This is a genomic window from Egibacteraceae bacterium, assembly GCA_040905805.1.
Taxonomy (GTDB): domain Bacteria; phylum Actinomycetota; class Nitriliruptoria; order Euzebyales; family Egibacteraceae; genus DATLGH01.
In genome coordinates this window covers 23,407-40,363 of record JBBDQS010000165.1, presented here as the reverse complement: position 1 = coordinate 40,363, position 16,957 = coordinate 23,407, and the positions used below count along the sequence as shown (strand labels likewise).

The following is a 16,957-nucleotide window of genomic DNA, read 5'->3' as shown; positions in this document are numbered from 1 at the left end:
GTGGACGCGCTAGCGGCCCACGGCGCTCGCCGCGGGCGGGGGCACGGCGGCCGGTGCGGGCGCCGGGGCCGGTGCGGCGACCACGCCCGCCGCCCGCAGCGCGATGCGCAGGTCGTGGGGGCTCGTGGCGGCGTCGAGCGCCTCGGCCATGGTGATGACCTCGTCGCGGACCAGCTCGAGGAGGTGGGCGTCGAAGGTCTGCATGCCGTAGTAGGCGCCCTCGGCGATGGCGTCGACGATCTCGTCGGTCTTGTCCGCGTCGAGCACGAACTCGCGCAGGCGGGTGGTCATGACCATGCACTCGATGGCGGCCACCCGGCCGCCGTTGGCCCGCCGGAGCAGGCGCTGGCAGACGATGCCCTTCAAGGAGTTGGCCAGGGACAGGCGGACCTGGCCCTGCTGGAACGGCGGGAACATGTCGATGATGCGGTTGACCGTCTCGGTCGCGTCGGTGGTGTGCAGCGTCGAGATGACCATGTGCCCGGTCTCGGCGGCCTGCAGGGCGGCGGTCACGGTCTCGATGTCGCGCATCTCGCCGATGAAGATCACGTCGGGGTCCTGGCGGGCGACCGAGCGCAGTGCCGAGACGAAGTCCACGGTGTCCACCCCGACCTCGCGCTGGTCGATGATGGCGCGCTGGTCGGTGTGCATGACCTCGATCGGGTCCTCGACGGTGACGATGTGACACGCCCGGGTGGCGTTGATGTGGCTGATCATCGCCGCGGTCGTGGTGGTCTTGCCCGACCCCGTCGGTCCGGTGATGAGCACGAGCCCGCGGTGCTCCTCGGCCAGCTTGCGCACAGCCGGCGGCAACCCGAGCTCGTCGAAGGACAGCGCCCCGGCCAGCACCCGGCGCAGCACGAGCCCCACCGACCCCCGCTGGCGGAACACCGCCACCCGGAAGCGCCCGAGACCCGGGACGGCGTAGGCGAAGTCGGCCTCGGCGCCGGCCTCGAACAGTGTCAACGGGTCGCCCTCGAGCATGGCTCGGGCGAAGCCCTCGGTGATCGCCGGGGTGAGCGCCGGCAGCCCGTCGCACTGCTCGAGGTCGCCGTCGATGCGGATGAACGCCGGGCCCCCGGCCTTCAGGTGCAGGTCGGAGCCTTCGCGCTCGACGAGCAGTCGCAAGTAATCGTGGATGTCCATTGCGGTGGGTATCGGCCGGCCGAGGTGATCCCTTGACCGGCGATATGCTCACCCCATGGCCCGGTATCCCACGAAGCGGGCAGTGTCCGCCGGTGGGCTGGTCTGCGACGATCGGCCCGAGGGGCGGTGGGTGGTGCTCATCTCCCGACGCAACGCTGCCGGAGAGCTGCAGTGGACCCTGCCCAAAGGCGGCCTGGAGGACGGGGAGGACCTGACCGACGCCGCGGTGCGGGAGGTGCGCGAGGAGACCGGCCTGGCCTGCACCATCACGGACAAGCTCGGGGTCGTGGACTACTGGTTCGTGTGGAAGCCCGACCAGGTGCGCTACCACAAGTTCGTGCACTACTACCTCATGCGGCACAGCGGCGGGGCGCCACACACCCGCGACGACGAGGCCGAGGACGTGGTCTGGCTGCGCTTCGACGAGGCGCTCGAGCGCCTGTCCCACGCCAACGAGCGCCACCTGGTCGCCCGAGCCGACCCCGTTGCCGCCGCCGCTCCCCCGGACGCCCCCCGGTGACCCACCCCCGGGTCTGGCCTGGCAGCGGCGCCGGCCCGGCGGCCGCCGTGCTCGTGGCGCTGGCTGCCGCCGCGCTCGTGCTGTCCGCCCCGCCGGCGAGCGCCCAGCTCGACCGCGACGACGACCCGTCGCTGTCCGTGACGGCCCTGCGGGGCGTCCTCGCGCCGGGCGGCGAGCTCCAGATGCGTGTGCGGGTGGCCAACCCCGGCGCCGACGAGGCCGAGGGCCTGCGCGTCGTCGGGACGGTGCACAGCGCGGTCGCGAGCCGCTTCGCGTTCCAGATGGCCGTGGACGACGGGCAGCTCGGCGCGGTCGTCGAGGGCTTCTCCGAGGAGATCGACCTGCTGCGGGCGGGCGACAGCACCGAGGCGGACGTGACGCACACGGCCGCGGAGCTCGGCCTGCGGCGCGTGGACCAGTTCGGCGTGTACCCCCTGCGCCTGCAGCTCCAGGACGGGGGCGCGGTGCTGGACGAGGTGCGCACCGCCGTGGTCTTCGCCGGCGAGGAGGTCGAGAGCCCGGTGCGCACGGCCCTGCTGCTGCCGGTCACGGCACCGCCGATGCTGCGCGCGGACGGCACCTACGACCGGCAGGAGCTGCTCGACGAGCTGGGGCAGGCCGGGCGGTTGCAGGGCCTGATCGGCAGCCTGGCCGGACGCGAGGGGTTCCCCGCCACCGTCGTCCCCGACGCGCTGCTGCTGGACACGGCCAGCGCCCTCAGCGGGGGCTTCGCGGCCCGCGACGAGCGCGGCACGACCGACCTCGCGCCGGACGACCACCTGCCCGCCCAGGCCGCACGGCTGCTGGAGCGCACCCGTGCGGTCGCCACCCGCGCCGACGTCGACGTGCTCGCCATGCCCTACGCCCGCGCCGACCTCGGGGCGCTGCTCGACGGCGGGATGGATCTCGAGGCGGCGCGCCACGTCGCGGAGGGCAGCCGGGCGGTCGCCGACCACACCGGCGCGGAGCCGCTGGCCGGGGCCATCTGGCCTGCCGCCGCGCCCACCCCCGCCACCGCATCCCTGCTGGACGACGTCGCGGTCGACACCGTGGTCCTGAGCGAGCTGTCCCTCGACATCCCCGATGGTCGTGGCCTGACGCCCTCGCCGGTGCGCGAGCTGGCCTCCACGGCCGGCTGGGCGCCGACGGTGCTCGTCCCTGATCCGTGGCTGGAGGCGGTCCTGGCCCGCGACGGCGCGCCCGACGGCGTGGCCATCGGCGTCCAGCGCATCGTGGCCGAGACCGCGGCGGTCTACTTCGAGCGCCCGTTCACCGAGGACGTCCGCGGCCTCGTGCTCGCACCCCCGCAGACGTGGAACCCCGTGCGCGGCTTCGCCGGGGCGCTGATGGACGCCCTCGAGGCGGCGCCCTGGACCGAGCCGGCCACCCTCTCGCAGCTGGCCCGGACGGTGGACCCCGAGCCCACCCCCGCGCGCCTGGACGTCGCTGCGGCCCGCCGGTCCCGGCAGCTGTCGCCCACCTACGTCACCGCGCTGGAGCAGGCGCGCCACGCCCTCGGGTCGCTGGCGACGGTGCTCGCCGGGGTCGACGACCGCACGCCGCGACGCTTCGACCTGATGCTGCGGGCGGCGGCGTCCGTCAGCTACCGCACCCCGCCGGAGTCGGCGGAGGGCCGGGAGATGATCGCCGCGGTGGCGGGCACCGCCGCCGGGCTCTACTCCGCGGTCAGCATCGAGGAGGGGCCGCAGGTCTGGATGGAGGCCGAGGGCCCCGTGCCCGTGACGGTGACCAACGACGCGGAGGTGCCGGTGCGGATCCGGGTCCGGCTGGAGAGCCAGCGGTTCATCTTCGACGAGGAGCCCATCGGCCAGCCACCCGACGAGCTCGGCGGATGGGTGCTGCCCGCGGGCGGCACCCGCACCCTGACCTTCCAGGCCACGGCGGTCACCCCGGGAGGCCGGGCGCCCGTCAGGGTCTTCGTCGAGGACGTGGACGGGGCGGTGACCCTGGCCGAGGAGACGCTGGTGGTGCGCTCCACCGCCGTGTCGATCGCCGCCCTGGTCGTCACCGTGGGGGCGGGGCTGTTCCTGCTCGTGTGGGGCGTGCGCCAGGTGACGCACCGGCGGCGGGGGCGACCGGAGACCGGCGAGGAGGCCGCCCCCCACCCGCCGGCGCAGGCACGGGCCCAAGAACGCCGCTAGCCGGCCCGGCGCATGCCCCGCCGCCGCACGTACACTCGACCGCGCGGCGCCAACCCGGCGTCGTGACGTCTCGTCCTCGAACCAGTCCGCGGGTGCCGACCTCCTGCCCATGCGTGAACCCACTGATCGGCCGGCCCCGGCCCCCGACGGGGCCGGGGGCGACGCGCGGGGCGACGCCCCGCCAGCGACGCTGCAGGACCGCTACCGGTTCATGCACCTGATCGCCAACGGGGGGATGGCGTCGGTGTGGCGGGCCCGCGACGAGGAGCTGGCCCGCGACGTGGCCGTCAAGATGCTCCACGACCACCTAGCCGAGGACGACGAGTTCCTGGAGCGGTTCCGCCGCGAGGCGGTCGCCGCAGCCAAGCTCGCCCACCCCCACGTCGTCGGCATCTACGACACGGGTCTGGACGGGCGCCGCGCCTGGCTGGTCATGGAGCTGATCGACGGGGCGACCCTGCGTGACCTCATGGACGAGCAGGGCACCCTCGACGTCGCCCACGCCGCCCGCATCGGCGAGCAGGTCGCCCGGGGGCTCGGCTTCGCCCACACGCAGGGCCTGGTGCATCGGGACGTCAAGCCGGCCAACATCCTGCTCGGCGACGACGGGTCGGTGAAGGTCACCGACTTCGGGATCGCCAAGGTCGCCGGGGCCGGCGCCGACCTGACCGGCACCGGCACGGTGCTCGGCACCGCCGCGTACGTCGCCCCCGAGCAGATCCGCTCCGAGCCACTCGACGGCACCTGCGACCAGTACGCCCTCGGCTGCGTGCTCTACGAGGCGTTGACGGGGCGCCGGCCGTTCGGCGGCACCACCGCCGTGGAGACGGCCGCGCGCCGCCTGACCGACGACCCCGCGCCGCTGTGCTCGGTGCGCCCCGACCTGCCCGCCGCGCTGGGAGCCGTGATCGAGCGGGCGCTGGCGCGCGAGGCCACCGACCGCTTCCCCACCGCCGAGGACCTGGCGGACGCGCTCGCCTCCTTCGCCGGGCACCCCGACGACCCCGCGCCCCCCGGGCGGCGCCCCGCCGCCCGCCCCCCCCCGGCCCCCCCCCCGGGGGCCGCCCGGGGGGGCCGTGCCACCGGGAGCGCCCGTGCCACCGGCCCGCCGCGGCAACCGCAGCTCGCACCGCCTTCGGGCCGGCATCGGACCCCGCCCCCGGGCCCCCCGTCCCCGGGCCCCCGGCCCTCGGACCTGCGACCCGCGGGCCGCGAGCCCTCCGGGCCCCAGCCGTCCCGGCCGCGGCGGCGCGCCGGCGTGGCCTGGGCACTGCTGGGGATCGCGGTGCTCGCGGTCGGGGCGGCGGGCGTGGCGCTGCTCGCCCGGGGCACCGACCCGGCCCCCGAGGAGCGCGCCGAGCCCGACGTGGAGCTGGTCGCCCCCGCCTCGATGACCTTGTTCGACCCCGGCGGGACGGGCAGCGAGTCGGGTGCCGAGCTCCCTGCGCTGCTCGACGGCGACCCGACGACCAGCTGGGAGTCGGTGGGGTACAACACGCCGGACTTCGGCGGCCTGAAGGCCGGGCTGGGCTTCTGGCTCGACCTCGGCGCCCCCCACCAGGTGGACAGCGTCGCCCTGCGCACCGACACCCCGGGCATCACCTACGAGGTCCGCACCGCCTCCGAGCCCGCCGGCACCCTTGAGGGATGGCTCGAGGCCGGGACCCGGACCGACGCCGACGAGCTCAGCCAGGTCGTCTTCTCCAGCCCGGTGGTCAGCCAGTACGTGCTCGTGTGGGTGACCGGCAACCTCCAGCCCGACGGGTCGGGACGGTTCCGCGTGCAGCTGTCGGAGGTGGCCGTGCGGGGGGAGCGGGCGTGACGCCCCCCGAGGCCGACAGCGACGAGGCGCTGGTCGCGGCGTTCGTCGGCGGCGACCCCGCCGGGTTCGATGCCCTCGTCGCCCGCCACCGCCGGCGCGTGTACGGCATCTGCTACCGCTACTTCGGCAACGCCGCCGACGCCGAGGACGCCCTGCAGGACACCTTTGTCGCGCTCCTGCGCCGCGCGGACACGTTCGGGGGCACCGCGGCGTTCTCGACGTGGCTCTACCGGGTGGCCACCAACGCCTGCAACGACCTGGCCCGCAAGCGCAGCCGCCGGCCGAAGACCGTGCCGCTGGGCCCCGAGTCGCGCGACGACGGCCCGCCCGGCCAGGCCCCCGCCCTGGACGAGCCGGCGGTGGAGGATGTGCTCGCCACCCGCGAGCTCGGCGCGGAGCTGGTCGCGGCCCTGCGCACCTTGGAGCCCGCGCAGCGGGAGGCGGTCGTGCTCCACGACGTCTACGGGGTGCCCTACCACGAGATCGCCGCGCGCTGGGACGTGGCCGTCGGGACCGTCAAGTCGCGGATCCACCGCGCGCACGGCCGGCTCGCCGCCGCGCTGGCCGCATCCGACGAGGCCGGCGGGCGTGGCACCCCCGGGGAACCCTCGGCGCCCGCTCGACCTCCTACCTCCACGCCATGAGTGACGCCCCCACCCCCGACCCCTTCGACGGCGCGGTCCTGTCCGCGTACCTGACCGGCGAGCTCGACGCCGACACCGCGGCCGCGGTGGAGGCGCGCCTGGCCCACGACCATGCGCTCGGCCGGCGCCTGGACACCACCGCCCGCATGCTCGGCGCGCTGCGCGGCGTGGAGGAGGTCGAGCCCCCGCCGGGGGCCGCCGAGCGCCTGCGCCGGCGGCTGGCCGAGGCGGGCGCCCCGCACGCCGCGGGCGCCGCGGCGGACCCGGCCGACCGGTCGGCGCCGGCGCACCGGTCCGACGGCACAGCGGACGCAGCCGACACGCCGGCGCCCGCGCCGGTGACCACGTTGGCATCCCGACGGCGCACGCCGTGGTCGGCGGTGGCGGGCGTGGCCGCCGGGCTGGCGGCCCTGGCCCTGGTGGGCGGCGGGCTGATCCAGGGCTTCGGGGGCAGCAACGAGCAGACCGCCGACAGCGCCGCGGAGGCGCCCCCGGCCGACGGCGGGGACATGCGCCAGTTCGAAGGGGCCGAGGAGTCGGGCCTCGCCGACGAGCAGGCGGACGACGACGCGACCGGCCGCGCCCCGGCGCCGGCGCCGTCGGGGGAGGCCCTGGAGGGGCAGGCGGGCGACGGGCTGCCGGTCCTGCGCGACGAGGCGGTGGTCCTGGCCGACGAGGCGGCGGTCCGGGCGCGCTACACGGACCTGGCGGAGGCCGCCGCGCTGCTCGGGCGGTCCCTGGACGCGGCGGAGGAGCCCGCCACGGCCGCCCGCGCGGTGCTCGCCGCGGCCCCCACCTTCCAGGGGGGCACCGCCCCGGGGGCCTGCCTGGACGAGGCCGGCGCGGTCCCCCCCGCGGTCCCGGTGCTGGTGGAGTCCGCGGTGCTCGAGGGTCGCTCCCTGCTGGTCTACGTCCTGGTCGGCGCGAGCCCGGATGCCACCACCCTGGACCGCGTCACGGTCCAGGCGCATACCGTGTCGGACTGCACCGGCGTCCTGGCGCTGGAGCTTGCGGCGCCCGGCCCCTGACCAGCCGGGGGCCTGACCGCCCCGGCCCTGACCCGTCGGCGCCCTAGCGGTGCAGGCCCCGCACCGCGAAGTAGCCCGCGGCCGCCAGACCGAGGGCGAACCAGAGGCCCTGGGGGCCCAGGGGGATCGGGGTGCCCAGCCCGATCCAGAACGCCAGCAGCAGGCCGCCGACCGCGCAGCCGACGGCCACGGCGGGAAACGGCGGCTGGGTCTGGCCGTTCGCCCCCCAGCGGACCACCATGCCCACCCCGGCGCCCAGCAGGGCCGAGAAGATCACGATCCCGAACCGCACGACGGCGACCAGCTGCAGGATCACCAGGCCACCGGCCGCCGCCACGGGCAGCCCGGCACCAACCGCCTTCACGTAGTGGATGGGCTTGCCGCGCAGGCGGCTGCCGCGGGGCGGGCGCGCGCACGCCGGGCACTTGTGACCCACCGCGCTCTGGTGCATGCACCGCGGGCAGATGGGGGCCTCGCAGGTCGTGCACGACACCCGTGTCTCCTCACGCGGGTGGTTCACGCATCGGCTCGTCGAGGGCATGGGGTTAGTCTAAGTGTCGGAATACCCAGACCAGCCGGACGGTTCACCGTCCTGACACCCGCACGGCACCGGCACCGCCCCGCACACCCCCGCACATCCAGGAGACCGCCACCATGCCCACGGCCGACCACGACGTCGTCATCATCGGATCCGGACCCGCGGGTCTCACCGCAGCCCTCTACGCGGCGCGCGGCGACCTCGAGCCCATCGTCATCGAGGGCCGCGACGCAGGTGGGCAGCTCATGCTCACCACCGATGTGGAGAACTACCCCGGCTACCCCGACGGCCGCATGGGGCCGGAGATGATGGCCGACCTACGCCGACAGGCCGAGCGGTTCGGCACCCGCTACGTGACCAACGACGTCGACGAGGTCGACTTCACGCACGGGTCACCGTTCAAGGTCGTCGTCGGCGACGACACCTACTGGTCGCGCACCGTCATCGTCTCCACGGGCGCCACCGCCCGCTGGCTCGGCCTGGAGAGCGAGAGCCGCCTCACCGGACGGGGCGTGTCGAGCTGCGCGACCTGCGACGGGTTCTTCTTCCGCGACCGCGAGCTGATCGTGGTGGGCGGCGGCGACTCGGCGATGGAGGAAGCGGGCTTTCTCACCAAGTTCGCGTCGAAGGTCACGATCGTGCACCGCCGCAACGAGCTGCGCGCCTCGAAGATCATGCAGGAGCGGGCCTTCAAGAACGACAAGATCGAGTTCGTGTGGGGCACGAAGGTGGCCGACATCCTCGGCGAGCAGGCTGTCGAGGGCGTGATCCTCGAGAACGTCGACACCGGCGAGCGCGAGGAGATGCGCACCGACGGGGTCTTCGTCGCGATCGGCCACGACCCCACGACCAAGCTGTTCCGCGGCCAGCTCGACCTCGACGACGAGGGCTACATCACGGTCGCCGAGCCGACGACCGCCACGAGCGTCAACGGCGTCTTCGCGGCCGGGGATGTCGTCGACCACATCTACCGCCAAGCTGTGACCGCCGCCGGCATGGGCTGCAAGGCGGCGATCGACGCCGAGCGCTGGCTCGGGGCGCCGCCCGACTCCAGCACGTGGTGAGGGGCCGACCCGACCGGGCTCAGTCAGTGTTTCGCACACTGAGCACTTTCCGTGTACGCTAGGTGACAGTTCAAGCCCGCGGTTCGGCTGTCCCCCCGTCATCCGAACCGCGCGCGAGGGGCGCGTTCTCGCGCCCCTCGCTGCTTTTTGCGGCCGGCGCCGCCGCCGCCGGGTTAGGGGGCGGCGCCGGCCGGGAATACCACGTGTGCCATGCTGGTTTTGACAGGAGCAAGCCGGTGGTTCCCACGATCTCGAGAAGGATCCCGACATGAGTGACGTCAAGGCCGTGACCGACCAGGACTGGAGCACCGAGGTGCTCGGCTCCGAGCAGCCAGTGCTCGTGGACTTCTGGGCGGAGTGGTGCGGCCCCTGCCGGATGGTCGGCCCCGTGGTCGAGGAGATCGCCGGTGAGAAGGCAGGCACGCTGAAGGTCGTCAAGCTGAACGTGGACGACAACCCCGAGACCGCCCGCTCCTACAAGGTGATGTCCATCCCGACGCTCATGGTGTTCGCGGACGGGGTCGAGAAGAAGCGCATCGTGGGGGCCCGCGGCAAGAGCCAGCTCCTGGCCGAGGTCGACGAGTTCCTCCCCGCCTGACCCCGGCGCGGGCGGGCGAAGGGGTGGTCCGTACACTGCCCGACGTGACCTTCCTCATCCGCCACGGCGACGCCAGTCCCGCGGTGGAGGACGTGCAGCGTCGCCTCGCGGCTGTCGACGACCCCACGCTCCGCATCGACGGGGTGTTCGGGGACGCGACCCGTGAGGCGGTGCAGCGCTTCCAACGCCACCGCGGGCTCGCCGCCGACGGGGTCGTGGGGACCGAGACGTGGCGGATCCTCGTGGAGGCCGGCTACACCCTCGGGGACCGGCTGCTGTGGCGCACCCGGATCATGATGCGCGGTGACGACGTCCGCGACCTGCAGCACCGCCTCAACCAGCTCGGCTTCGACGCCGGCAGCGAGGACGGCATCTTCGGGCCGCTGGCCCACGCCGCCGTCGAGGACTTCCAGCGCAACGTGGGCCTCGAGGTCGACGGGGTCGCCGGGCCCGCGACCATCGACCTGCTGCGCCGCATGCGCCGCGACCACCAGACCTCCGGCGCGGGGATCCGGGCCCGCGAACGCGAGGCCCTGCGCCGGCTGTCGGGCCGGGGCCTGGTCGGCGCCCGGATCCTGGTCGACCCCTCCCACGGCCCCGGCGACCCCGGTCACGTCGGTCCCTCGGGTGTGACCGAGGCCGACGTGAGCTGGCAGATCGCCTCGCGCCTGGCCGCCCGGCTCGGCGCCCGCGGCGCGCAGGTCACCCTCGCCCGGGGCCCCGGCAACAACCCCAGCCAGAGCGCCCGCGCCCGCCTGGGCAACGACCAGGGCGCGGAGGTCGTGCTGTCGATCGGCGTCGGCGCCGTGGGCACCCCGGCAGCCGCCGGGTCCGCCGCCTACTACTTCGGCGCCCCCCACTTCGTCTCGGAGGCCGGTCAGCGCCTGGCCGAGCTCGCCAGCGACCACATGGTCGCCGCCGGGTGGGTGCCCGACTGCAGGGTCCACCCGATGACCTGGGCGCTGCTGCGCGAGACGCGGATGACCGCCATCGTCGTGGAGCCGGGCTTCATCACGAATCCCGTCGACGAGGCCCGGCTCGCCGACCCCGCCGCCCAGGAGCGGCTCGCCGCCGCGCTGACCGAGTCCGTGGCCGCCTACTACACCGTCGACGAGGCCGCGGCCGTCTGACCCGTGAATCGTTCCGAGCCGGCGAGGACGATTCTCCGCTGTGCCGGGTGAGGCGGTCGCGCAGCGACCGCCCCGGATGCTGACCCGGGGCGCTCACCCCGACCGGGCGGGAGCGGGGACGCGTTCGCGGCGGCTGAGGGCCGCGGCGACGCCCTCCAGCGCGGAGGACAGCGACTCCTGCCACCGCACGGTCTGGCGCAGGTCGATCCGCAGCAGCGGGGTCCGCGGGTGCTCGCGCACCACCGTGAAGCCGTTGGCCAACAGGAAGTCCTCCTGCAGCACGCACCGGGAACCCTGCGAGGACCGGCGGTCCGCGAACGCCTCCAGCGCCCGGCTCCCCCGCTGGTGGGTCTCCCGCAGCGCGCTCTGCAGCAGCACCCGCCCAAGGCCCGCCTCCCGGTAGTCGGGGTCGACCCACAGGGTGGCCAGGAGCAGGGCGTCGTCGGACACGCCGCCGAGCTGGCGCGCCCTGGGGTAGTGGGCGCCCGGGGCAAACATGGCGAACCCCACCAGATGGCCGTCCCCGTAGACCGCCTTGCCCGGGGTGCCCCACTCCAGCTGGGTCGACTGCCACCAGGCCTCTTTGCGGTCCCGGGCCTGGCCGGGCTCGTCGGCGGGTCCGCGCGGGGCCCCGTGCACCTCCCAGAACAGGCAGCTGCGGCAGGACGCGGGCAGGTCGTCGAGAGCGGCGAGCGTGAGGTCGTGCAGGCGGCGGGTCATGACGGCGGCGGGACGGGGCCTTCCTCGTCGCCTGCCGTGGTGGATCGACGAGGGGTCGCGAGTGCGGCGGCGGCGCCGGCGGCGGCGCCCAGGAGCAGGCCGGTCAGCGCCCGGACCGTCGTGGCGCGGACCGGCGTGGCCCGAAACGGCGTGGCCCGAAACGGCGTGGGCGGGCCCGCGTCGTGCGGTGGCGCGTGCGTGTGGTGCACCGGGTGGGTCTCCTCACCACCCCGCGGGAAACCGAGGGGTGTCCGAGAGTGTAGCCGCCGCCTGCCTGGGCAGGTGTAGCCTGCAAAGCAGTCTGGAGTCGTCGGACACGGTGGGAGGGGAGTGGCGTGAGCGAGATTCAGATGGACCGCTATCGCGCCCGGTACGCCCAGCGCACCCGGGGCATGACGGCCTCGGAGATCCGGGCGCTGTTCGCCGTGGCGAGCCGCCCGGAGGTCGTGTTCCTGGCCGGCGGCATGCCCCACACCGCCGGGCTCGACTACGACGCCTTCTCCGAGGTCACCGAGTCGGTGATCCGCGACGTCGGCGCGACCGCCCTGCAGTACGGCGGCGGCCAGGGGCTCCCGGAGCTGCGGGAGGCGCTGGTGCAGGTCATGGGCGCCGAGTCGATCCCCGCCCACGCCGACGACCTGGTCATCACCAGCGGCGGCCAGCAGGGGCTGGACCTCGTCGGCAAGCTGTTCTGTGACCCCGGGGATGTCGTGCTGGCCGAGGGGCCGTCCTACGTCGGGGCCCTCGGCGCGTTCTCCGCCTACCAGGCGGCGGTGGTCCACGTCCCGATCGACGCCGACGGGCTGATCCCCGAGGCGCTGGAGCAGACCCTGCAGTGGCTGGTGGACACGGGGCGCACCGCCAAGTTCCTCTATACCGTGCCGAACCACCAGAACCCCGCTGGCGTGTCCCTGTCGACGGCCCGACGGGAGCGCATCCTCGAGCTGGCCGAGCAGTTCGACCTCCTCGTGGTGGAGGACAACCCGTACGGGTTGCTCGACTTCAAGGGGGAGCTGCGGCCCGCGCTCAAGTCGTTAGACCCCGAACGAGTCGTCTATGTGGGCACCTTGTCCAAGGTGTTCGCGCCGGGTATCCGCATCGGGTGGGTGGCTGCCGAGGGGCCCATCCGCGACAAGCTGATCCTGCTGAAGGAGGCCGCCGACCTCTGTCACTCGAACTTCACCCAGTACGTGGCGCACCGCTGGCTGACCGCCCACGCGTGGTTGGACGACGTCGATCGCTCGCGCGAGGTCTACCGGGAGCGGTGTGAGGCGCTGCTGGACGCCCTGGCCAGCGAGATGCCGAGCGACTGCCGCTGGAGCGCGCCCGCGGGTGGCTTCTTCGTCTGGGTCCGTCTGCCCGACGGGCTGGACGCCCGCGAGCTGCTCGCCCGGGCGATCCGGGCCCGCGTGGCCTACGTCCCCGGCCAGGCCTTCTACGCGGACGGCGGCGGTGGGGATCACGTGCGGCTGTCATTCGGGTTCTCCAATCCCGAGCGCATCCGCGAGGGCGTCCGGCGTCTCGCCGAGGTCATCCGTGCCGAGGTCGGACTCGTCCGGGCGCTGCACCCCGAGCCACCGCATCGCGAGCCCCCGCCGGGCCGGGGAGGCCGGCGATGAGCTCCGCGGCGCTGCGCGTGGCCGTCCTGGCCGGCGGGCTCTCCCTCGAGCGGGAGGTCAGCCTGCGTTCGGGCCGCCGTGTCGCCGAGGCGCTCGCGGACCGCGGCCACCACGTGACCCGGCTGGACCTGGACGAGGGCCTGGTCGACCGCCTGCTGGAGGCCGACGTCGACGTCTGCTACCTGGCCCTGCACGGCAAGGCCGGCGAGGACGGCACCATCCAGGGCCTGCTGGAGCTGCTCGACCTGCCCTACACCGGCCCCGACACGATCGCGTCCGCGATCGCCTGGGACAAGGGCGTGTGCAAGGGGCTGCTCACTCGGGCGAGCATCCCCACCCCCGACTGGGTGGCGGTGTCCGCCGACGCCATCCAGGACATGGGCGCTGCCCGCGCCCTGGGACGGGTCGCGGAGCGCCTGGGCGACGACCTGGTGGTCAAGCCCTCCCAGGGCGGGGCCTCCATGGGGGTGCGCCGGGTCGAAGCGGGCGGCGACCTGGCCGCGGCTCTGGTCACCGCCTTCAGCTACCACGAGGTGGTCCTCATCGAGCGCTTCGTGGCGGGAGCCGAGGTTGCGGTCTCGGTCGTGGACGGCGAGCCGTTGCCCGCAGTGGAGATCGTGCCGCGGGCGGGCACCTACGACTTCGCCGCGCGCTACACCCACGGCGCCACGGAGTTCTTCGCCCCGGCACGTCTGGACGAGCCGGTGCTGCAACGATGCCGCGAGGTCGCGGTCGCGGCCTACGAGATGGTGGGTTGCCGTCACGTGAGCCGTGCCGACATGATCGTGGACGAGGCTGGGCAGCCATGGCTCCTCGAGCTCGACACGTGCCCGGGCATGACCGAGACGTCCCTGCTGCCGATGGCCGCCCAAGCCGGAGGCTGGGACTTCGCCGCGCTGTGCGAGCGGATCATCCGCCTCGTCGCCCAGCCGACCGCGCCGCAGGCGCGCGTCATCAGCCGCTCGTAGCTCTCCCCGACCGGGGCGGTCGCCCGGCGGGCCACACGGTGGGCCGCAGGGGCCACCCATGAACCCCGGGCGGTCGCCCGGCGGGCCACGGCAGCCGTCTGAGTGCGTTCTCGCTGGTCAGCTGACCTTCGGGTGCCGCGCAGGAGCGGTTCCCGTGGCGCCAGGCCGGGCTCACTGAGGAGAGCCTCGCCGGCCCCGCGCGTGAGTCCCACCGAACCCACTCGGGTGAACTCATGCCGGTGGTGCATCCGGCTGGTGCGCACGCTGGTTTCCGAAGCAGTCCATGGGCCTTGCCCACCTGGTGGCTCCGTCGGGTGCGGGGTCCGGTTGCACCTCGGATCCCTGCACCCACCAGGGCGCGGAGCGGTCGGATGGCTCGGCGCCATGCTGACCCCAGATGTGCCCTGCGGGTCCAGCTATACCCGGCGCCCCTCGGGAGTTCTCGCCCGGTCCTGCGTGCCACGCCGGATTGTCCATGTGCCGACGGCACTGGGCGCGGCCACGGCCATCTCGTTCCACGTGAAACGACGGCGCGGCCTGCACCTCAGGTGGAGGTTGACATCTGCCCCGGCATGACCGAGACCTCCCTGCTGCCATGGCTGCCCAGGCCGGGGTTGGGACTTCTCCGCACTGTGCGAGCGGTATCAATCCGCCTCGGCGCCGACCGACCGCGCCGGTGGCGCCGGCCGCCATCCGCCCGCCGCGCCATCCGCCCGCCGCCCGCCGCGCCATCCGCCCACCGCGCCGACCGCCATCCGCCCGCCGCCATCCGCCCACCGCGCCGACCGCCATCCGCCCACCGAGCCAGCCGCACCAGCCGACAGTGGGCCGGGAACGAGGTCGCAGGGGCCCACCGCAGCCATCCCATCACCCAAGACGGTCGCTCAGCGGGCCACAGCGGCCGTCTGAGCGCATTCTGCCTGGTCAAAGGCCCCTTCTCGTCCAGCGCAACCGAACGTCCCGGGGTCAGCATCCAGGGCGGTCGCTGCACGACCGCCACACCCCGCACAGCGGAGAATCGCCTCCGCTGGCGCTCCGGCGGTTCACGTCTCAGGCTGGTTCGCTGAGGAGGTCCTCGCCTGTCCCGCGAGTGAGCACGCCCAGGAGACGCTCCAGATCCTCCTGCCCGGCGTAGTCGATGACGACCGTGCCCCGTGACGGCGTCCCGGCGATGCGAACCCGTGTCGCGAGGACATCGCTCAACCGGCGTTGGAGCCCGTCATAGGGGGAGGGGAACTGCCGCCGCCCCGTGCCCTGATCCTCCTCGCCCGCGTCGTCGGCTACAGCCGCAGCGAGCAAAGCACGGACCAGGTCCTCGGTCGCACGGACCGACAACCCCTCGGCCACGACCCGCCGTCCCACCTGCTCCTGGCGGTCACGGTCATCAAGACCCAGGATCGCACGGGCGTGGCCGGCGGACAGCGCGCCGCCGGCGACCGCCTGCTGCAGCCCGACAGGCAGATTCAGGAGCCGCAGGGCGTTGGAGATGGCCGACCGGGACTTGCCGAGCTTCCCGGCGAGCGCGTCGTGGGTCATGCCGAAGTCATCGAGCAGTTGCTGGTACGCGGCCGCCTCCTCCAGGGGGTTGAGGTCACTGCGATGGAGGTTCTCCACCAGCGCCTCGGTGAGCAGGTCGTTGTCCCGAGAGTCGCGCACGACCGCGGGGATCTCCTCCAGCCCGGCCAACCGGGCGGCACGAACGCGCCGCTCCCCGGCGATCAGCTCGAAGCGTCCCTCCCCGGCGGGGCGGACCAGGACCGGCTGCAACACCCCGATCTCCCGCAGGGAGTGCGCGAGCTCCTCCAGCGCGGTGTCGTCGAAGACCCCCCGCGGTTGGCGCGGATTCGGCACGATCGCGGTCAACCGCAGGCTCAGCAGACCGCTTGATCCCGGTGCTGCGGAAGGGATCAGGGCTCCCAGGCCCCGGCCCAGCCCACTCGGTCTGCTGCTCATGCCGGTGCTCCTTCCGTCCGCCGGTCAGGCGGTGGTCCATTGGTGACGAGGCGCTGAAGTAGCTCGGCGGCCAGGCGACGGTAGGCCATGGAGCCCCGGGAACCCGGGTCAAACACCGTGATCGGCTGCCCGAAGCCGGGAGCCTCCGCGAGCCTGACGGAGCGCGGGATCCGGCTGTTGAACACCTTGTCCCCGAAGTGCGTGCGGACCTCGTCGACCACCTGCTGGCTCAGCCGGGTGCGCGCATCCAGCATCGTGAGCACGAAGCCGGTGATATCGAGATCGGGGTTGAGCTGGGCGCGGATCAGGTCCGCGTTGCGGCGCAAGGCCCCCAAACCCTCGAGGGCGTAGTACTCGCACTGGATCGGGACCAAGAGGCCGTCGCCAGCCGAGAGGGCGTTGACGGTGAGCAAGCCCAGGCTCGGGGGGCAGTCGATGAGGACGATGTCGTACTCCGAGCGGATCGGCTCGAGCGCGTTGCGGAGCTTCTGCTCACGGCTGAATGCGCTGACCAGCTCGATCTCGGCGCCGGCGAGGTCCAGGTTGGCCGGCACGACGAAGAGGTTCCGGACGCTGGTCGCCTCGATGGCATCCTCGAGGTCCACCCCCCCCACCAGCACGTCGTAGATGGTCGGGTGGGTCGGCCCCACCTTGACGCCCACGCCGGACGTGGCGTTGCCCTGCGGATCCAGGTCGACCAGCAGGACCCGGGAGCCGAGTTCCGCCAAGGCTGCCGAGACGGACACGGCGGTGGTGGTCTTGCCCACACCGCCCTTCTGGTTCGCGATGGTCAGGACCCGCGCGCGGTCGAAGTGAGGGGAGAGGACACCCGCAGCGATGGCCTCCCCGGGGCTCTCATAGGCCGCCGGAGGCGGCTCATCGTGCGCTGGCGGCGAATCCACGGGAGCGCCATCGCCCGGTTCTGCAGGCGCCACCGCGCCGTCCCGGGCCTGCGTCGCATCTTCACGGGCGCCATCGTCCGATTCTGCGGGCACCACCGCGCCGTCCCGGGCCTGCGTCGCATCTTCACGGGCGCCGTCACCCG

16 protein-coding genes are annotated in these 16,957 nt (G+C 74.0%); 10 read left to right on the top strand and 6 right to left on the bottom strand.

The features are described 5' to 3' along the window. Window positions 1-9: 9 nt before the first annotated feature. Window positions 10-1,146 (bottom strand): PilT/PilU family type 4a pilus ATPase, encoded by a 1,137-nt coding sequence (locus tag WD250_17460; protein ID MEX2622002.1) that lies wholly within the window; start codon window positions 1,144-1,146, stop codon window positions 10-12. A gap of 55 nt (window positions 1,147-1,201) precedes the next feature. Here WD250_17460 and WD250_17455 point away from each other — a divergent pair, with 55 nt between their 5' ends. The 5 genes from WD250_17455 (at window position 1,202) to WD250_17435 (ending at window position 7,322) form a co-directional block, all read left to right on the top strand. Then, a complete protein-coding gene (locus WD250_17455) occupies window positions 1,202-1,666 on the top strand; it encodes an NUDIX hydrolase (GenBank protein MEX2622001.1) in 465 nt (154 codons plus the stop codon). Further along, entirely contained in the window at window positions 1,663-3,828 is a 2,166-nt protein-coding gene (locus tag WD250_17450; GenBank protein ID MEX2622000.1) for a DUF6049 family protein, read from the top strand. Before WD250_17455 ends, WD250_17450 begins: the two co-directional genes overlap by 4 nt. 109 nt (window positions 3,829-3,937) lie before the next feature. Then, on the top strand, window positions 3,938-5,650 hold the full coding sequence (locus WD250_17445) for a protein kinase (GenBank protein MEX2621999.1): 1,713 nt from the start codon (window positions 3,938-3,940) through the stop codon (window positions 5,648-5,650). Next, on the top strand, window positions 5,647-6,294 hold the full coding sequence (locus tag WD250_17440) for an RNA polymerase sigma factor (GenBank protein MEX2621998.1): 648 nt from the start codon (window positions 5,647-5,649) through the stop codon (window positions 6,292-6,294). Before WD250_17445 ends, WD250_17440 begins: the two co-directional genes overlap by 4 nt. Then, complete coding sequence (locus tag WD250_17435) at window positions 6,291-7,322, top strand: hypothetical protein (GenBank protein ID MEX2621997.1); 1,032 nt, start codon at window positions 6,291-6,293, stop codon at window positions 7,320-7,322. Before WD250_17440 ends, WD250_17435 begins: the two co-directional genes overlap by 4 nt. Before the next feature lie 43 nt (window positions 7,323-7,365). Here the strand turns inward: WD250_17435 and WD250_17430 are convergent, their stop codons facing one another. After that, entirely contained in the window at window positions 7,366-7,842 is a 477-nt protein-coding gene (locus WD250_17430; GenBank protein MEX2621996.1) for a hypothetical protein, read from the bottom strand. A gap of 134 nt (window positions 7,843-7,976) precedes the next feature. Here WD250_17430 and trxB point away from each other — a divergent pair, with 134 nt between their 5' ends. From trxB to WD250_17415, 3 genes are all read left to right on the top strand, one after another. Continuing rightward, complete coding sequence (trxB, locus tag WD250_17425) at window positions 7,977-8,924, top strand: thioredoxin-disulfide reductase (GenBank protein ID MEX2621995.1); 948 nt, start codon at window positions 7,977-7,979, stop codon at window positions 8,922-8,924. 268 nt (window positions 8,925-9,192) lie between these two features. Continuing rightward, complete coding sequence (gene trxA / locus WD250_17420; protein ID MEX2621994.1) at window positions 9,193-9,522, top strand: thioredoxin; 330 nt, start codon at window positions 9,193-9,195, stop codon at window positions 9,520-9,522. A 44-nt stretch (window positions 9,523-9,566) separates the two neighbouring features. Then, window positions 9,567-10,652 (top strand): peptidoglycan-binding protein, encoded by a 1,086-nt coding sequence (locus tag WD250_17415; protein ID MEX2621993.1) that lies wholly within the window; start codon window positions 9,567-9,569, stop codon window positions 10,650-10,652. Window positions 10,653-10,745: 93 nt separating this feature from the next. On the opposite strand, the gene WD250_17410 is transcribed toward WD250_17415, so the two are convergent. Together WD250_17410 and WD250_17405 are read right to left on the bottom strand one after the other, a co-directional pair. Further along, window positions 10,746-11,372, bottom strand: a complete 627-nt coding sequence (locus tag WD250_17410) for a GNAT family N-acetyltransferase (GenBank protein MEX2621992.1) — start codon at window positions 11,370-11,372, stop codon at window positions 10,746-10,748. Continuing rightward, window positions 11,369-11,581: a hypothetical protein gene (locus WD250_17405; GenBank protein MEX2621991.1), complete on the bottom strand. Its 213-nt coding sequence runs from the start codon at window positions 11,579-11,581 to the stop codon at window positions 11,369-11,371. Before WD250_17405 ends, WD250_17410 begins: the two co-directional genes overlap by 4 nt. Window positions 11,582-11,707: 126 nt before the next feature. On the opposite strand from WD250_17405, the gene WD250_17400 reads away from it, so the two are divergent. After that, complete coding sequence (locus tag WD250_17400; GenBank protein ID MEX2621990.1) at window positions 11,708-12,991, top strand: PLP-dependent aminotransferase family protein; 1,284 nt, start codon at window positions 11,708-11,710, stop codon at window positions 12,989-12,991. Further along, window positions 12,988-13,959 carry a D-alanine--D-alanine ligase gene (locus WD250_17395; GenBank protein MEX2621989.1) on the top strand — a complete coding sequence of 324 codons (972 nt, stop codon included), beginning with the start codon at window positions 12,988-12,990 and terminating at the stop codon, window positions 13,957-13,959. Before WD250_17400 ends, WD250_17395 begins: the two co-directional genes overlap by 4 nt. 1,050 nt (window positions 13,960-15,009) lie before the next feature. Here the strand turns inward: WD250_17395 and WD250_17390 are convergent. Then, window positions 15,010-15,912: a ParB/RepB/Spo0J family partition protein gene (locus WD250_17390; protein ID MEX2621988.1), complete on the bottom strand. Its 903-nt coding sequence runs from the start codon at window positions 15,910-15,912 to the stop codon at window positions 15,010-15,012. Next, on the bottom strand, window positions 15,909-16,957 hold a 1,049-nt coding region (locus WD250_17385), incomplete at its 5' end, for a ParA family protein (GenBank protein ID MEX2621987.1). The genes WD250_17390 and WD250_17385, both read right to left, overlap by 4 nt.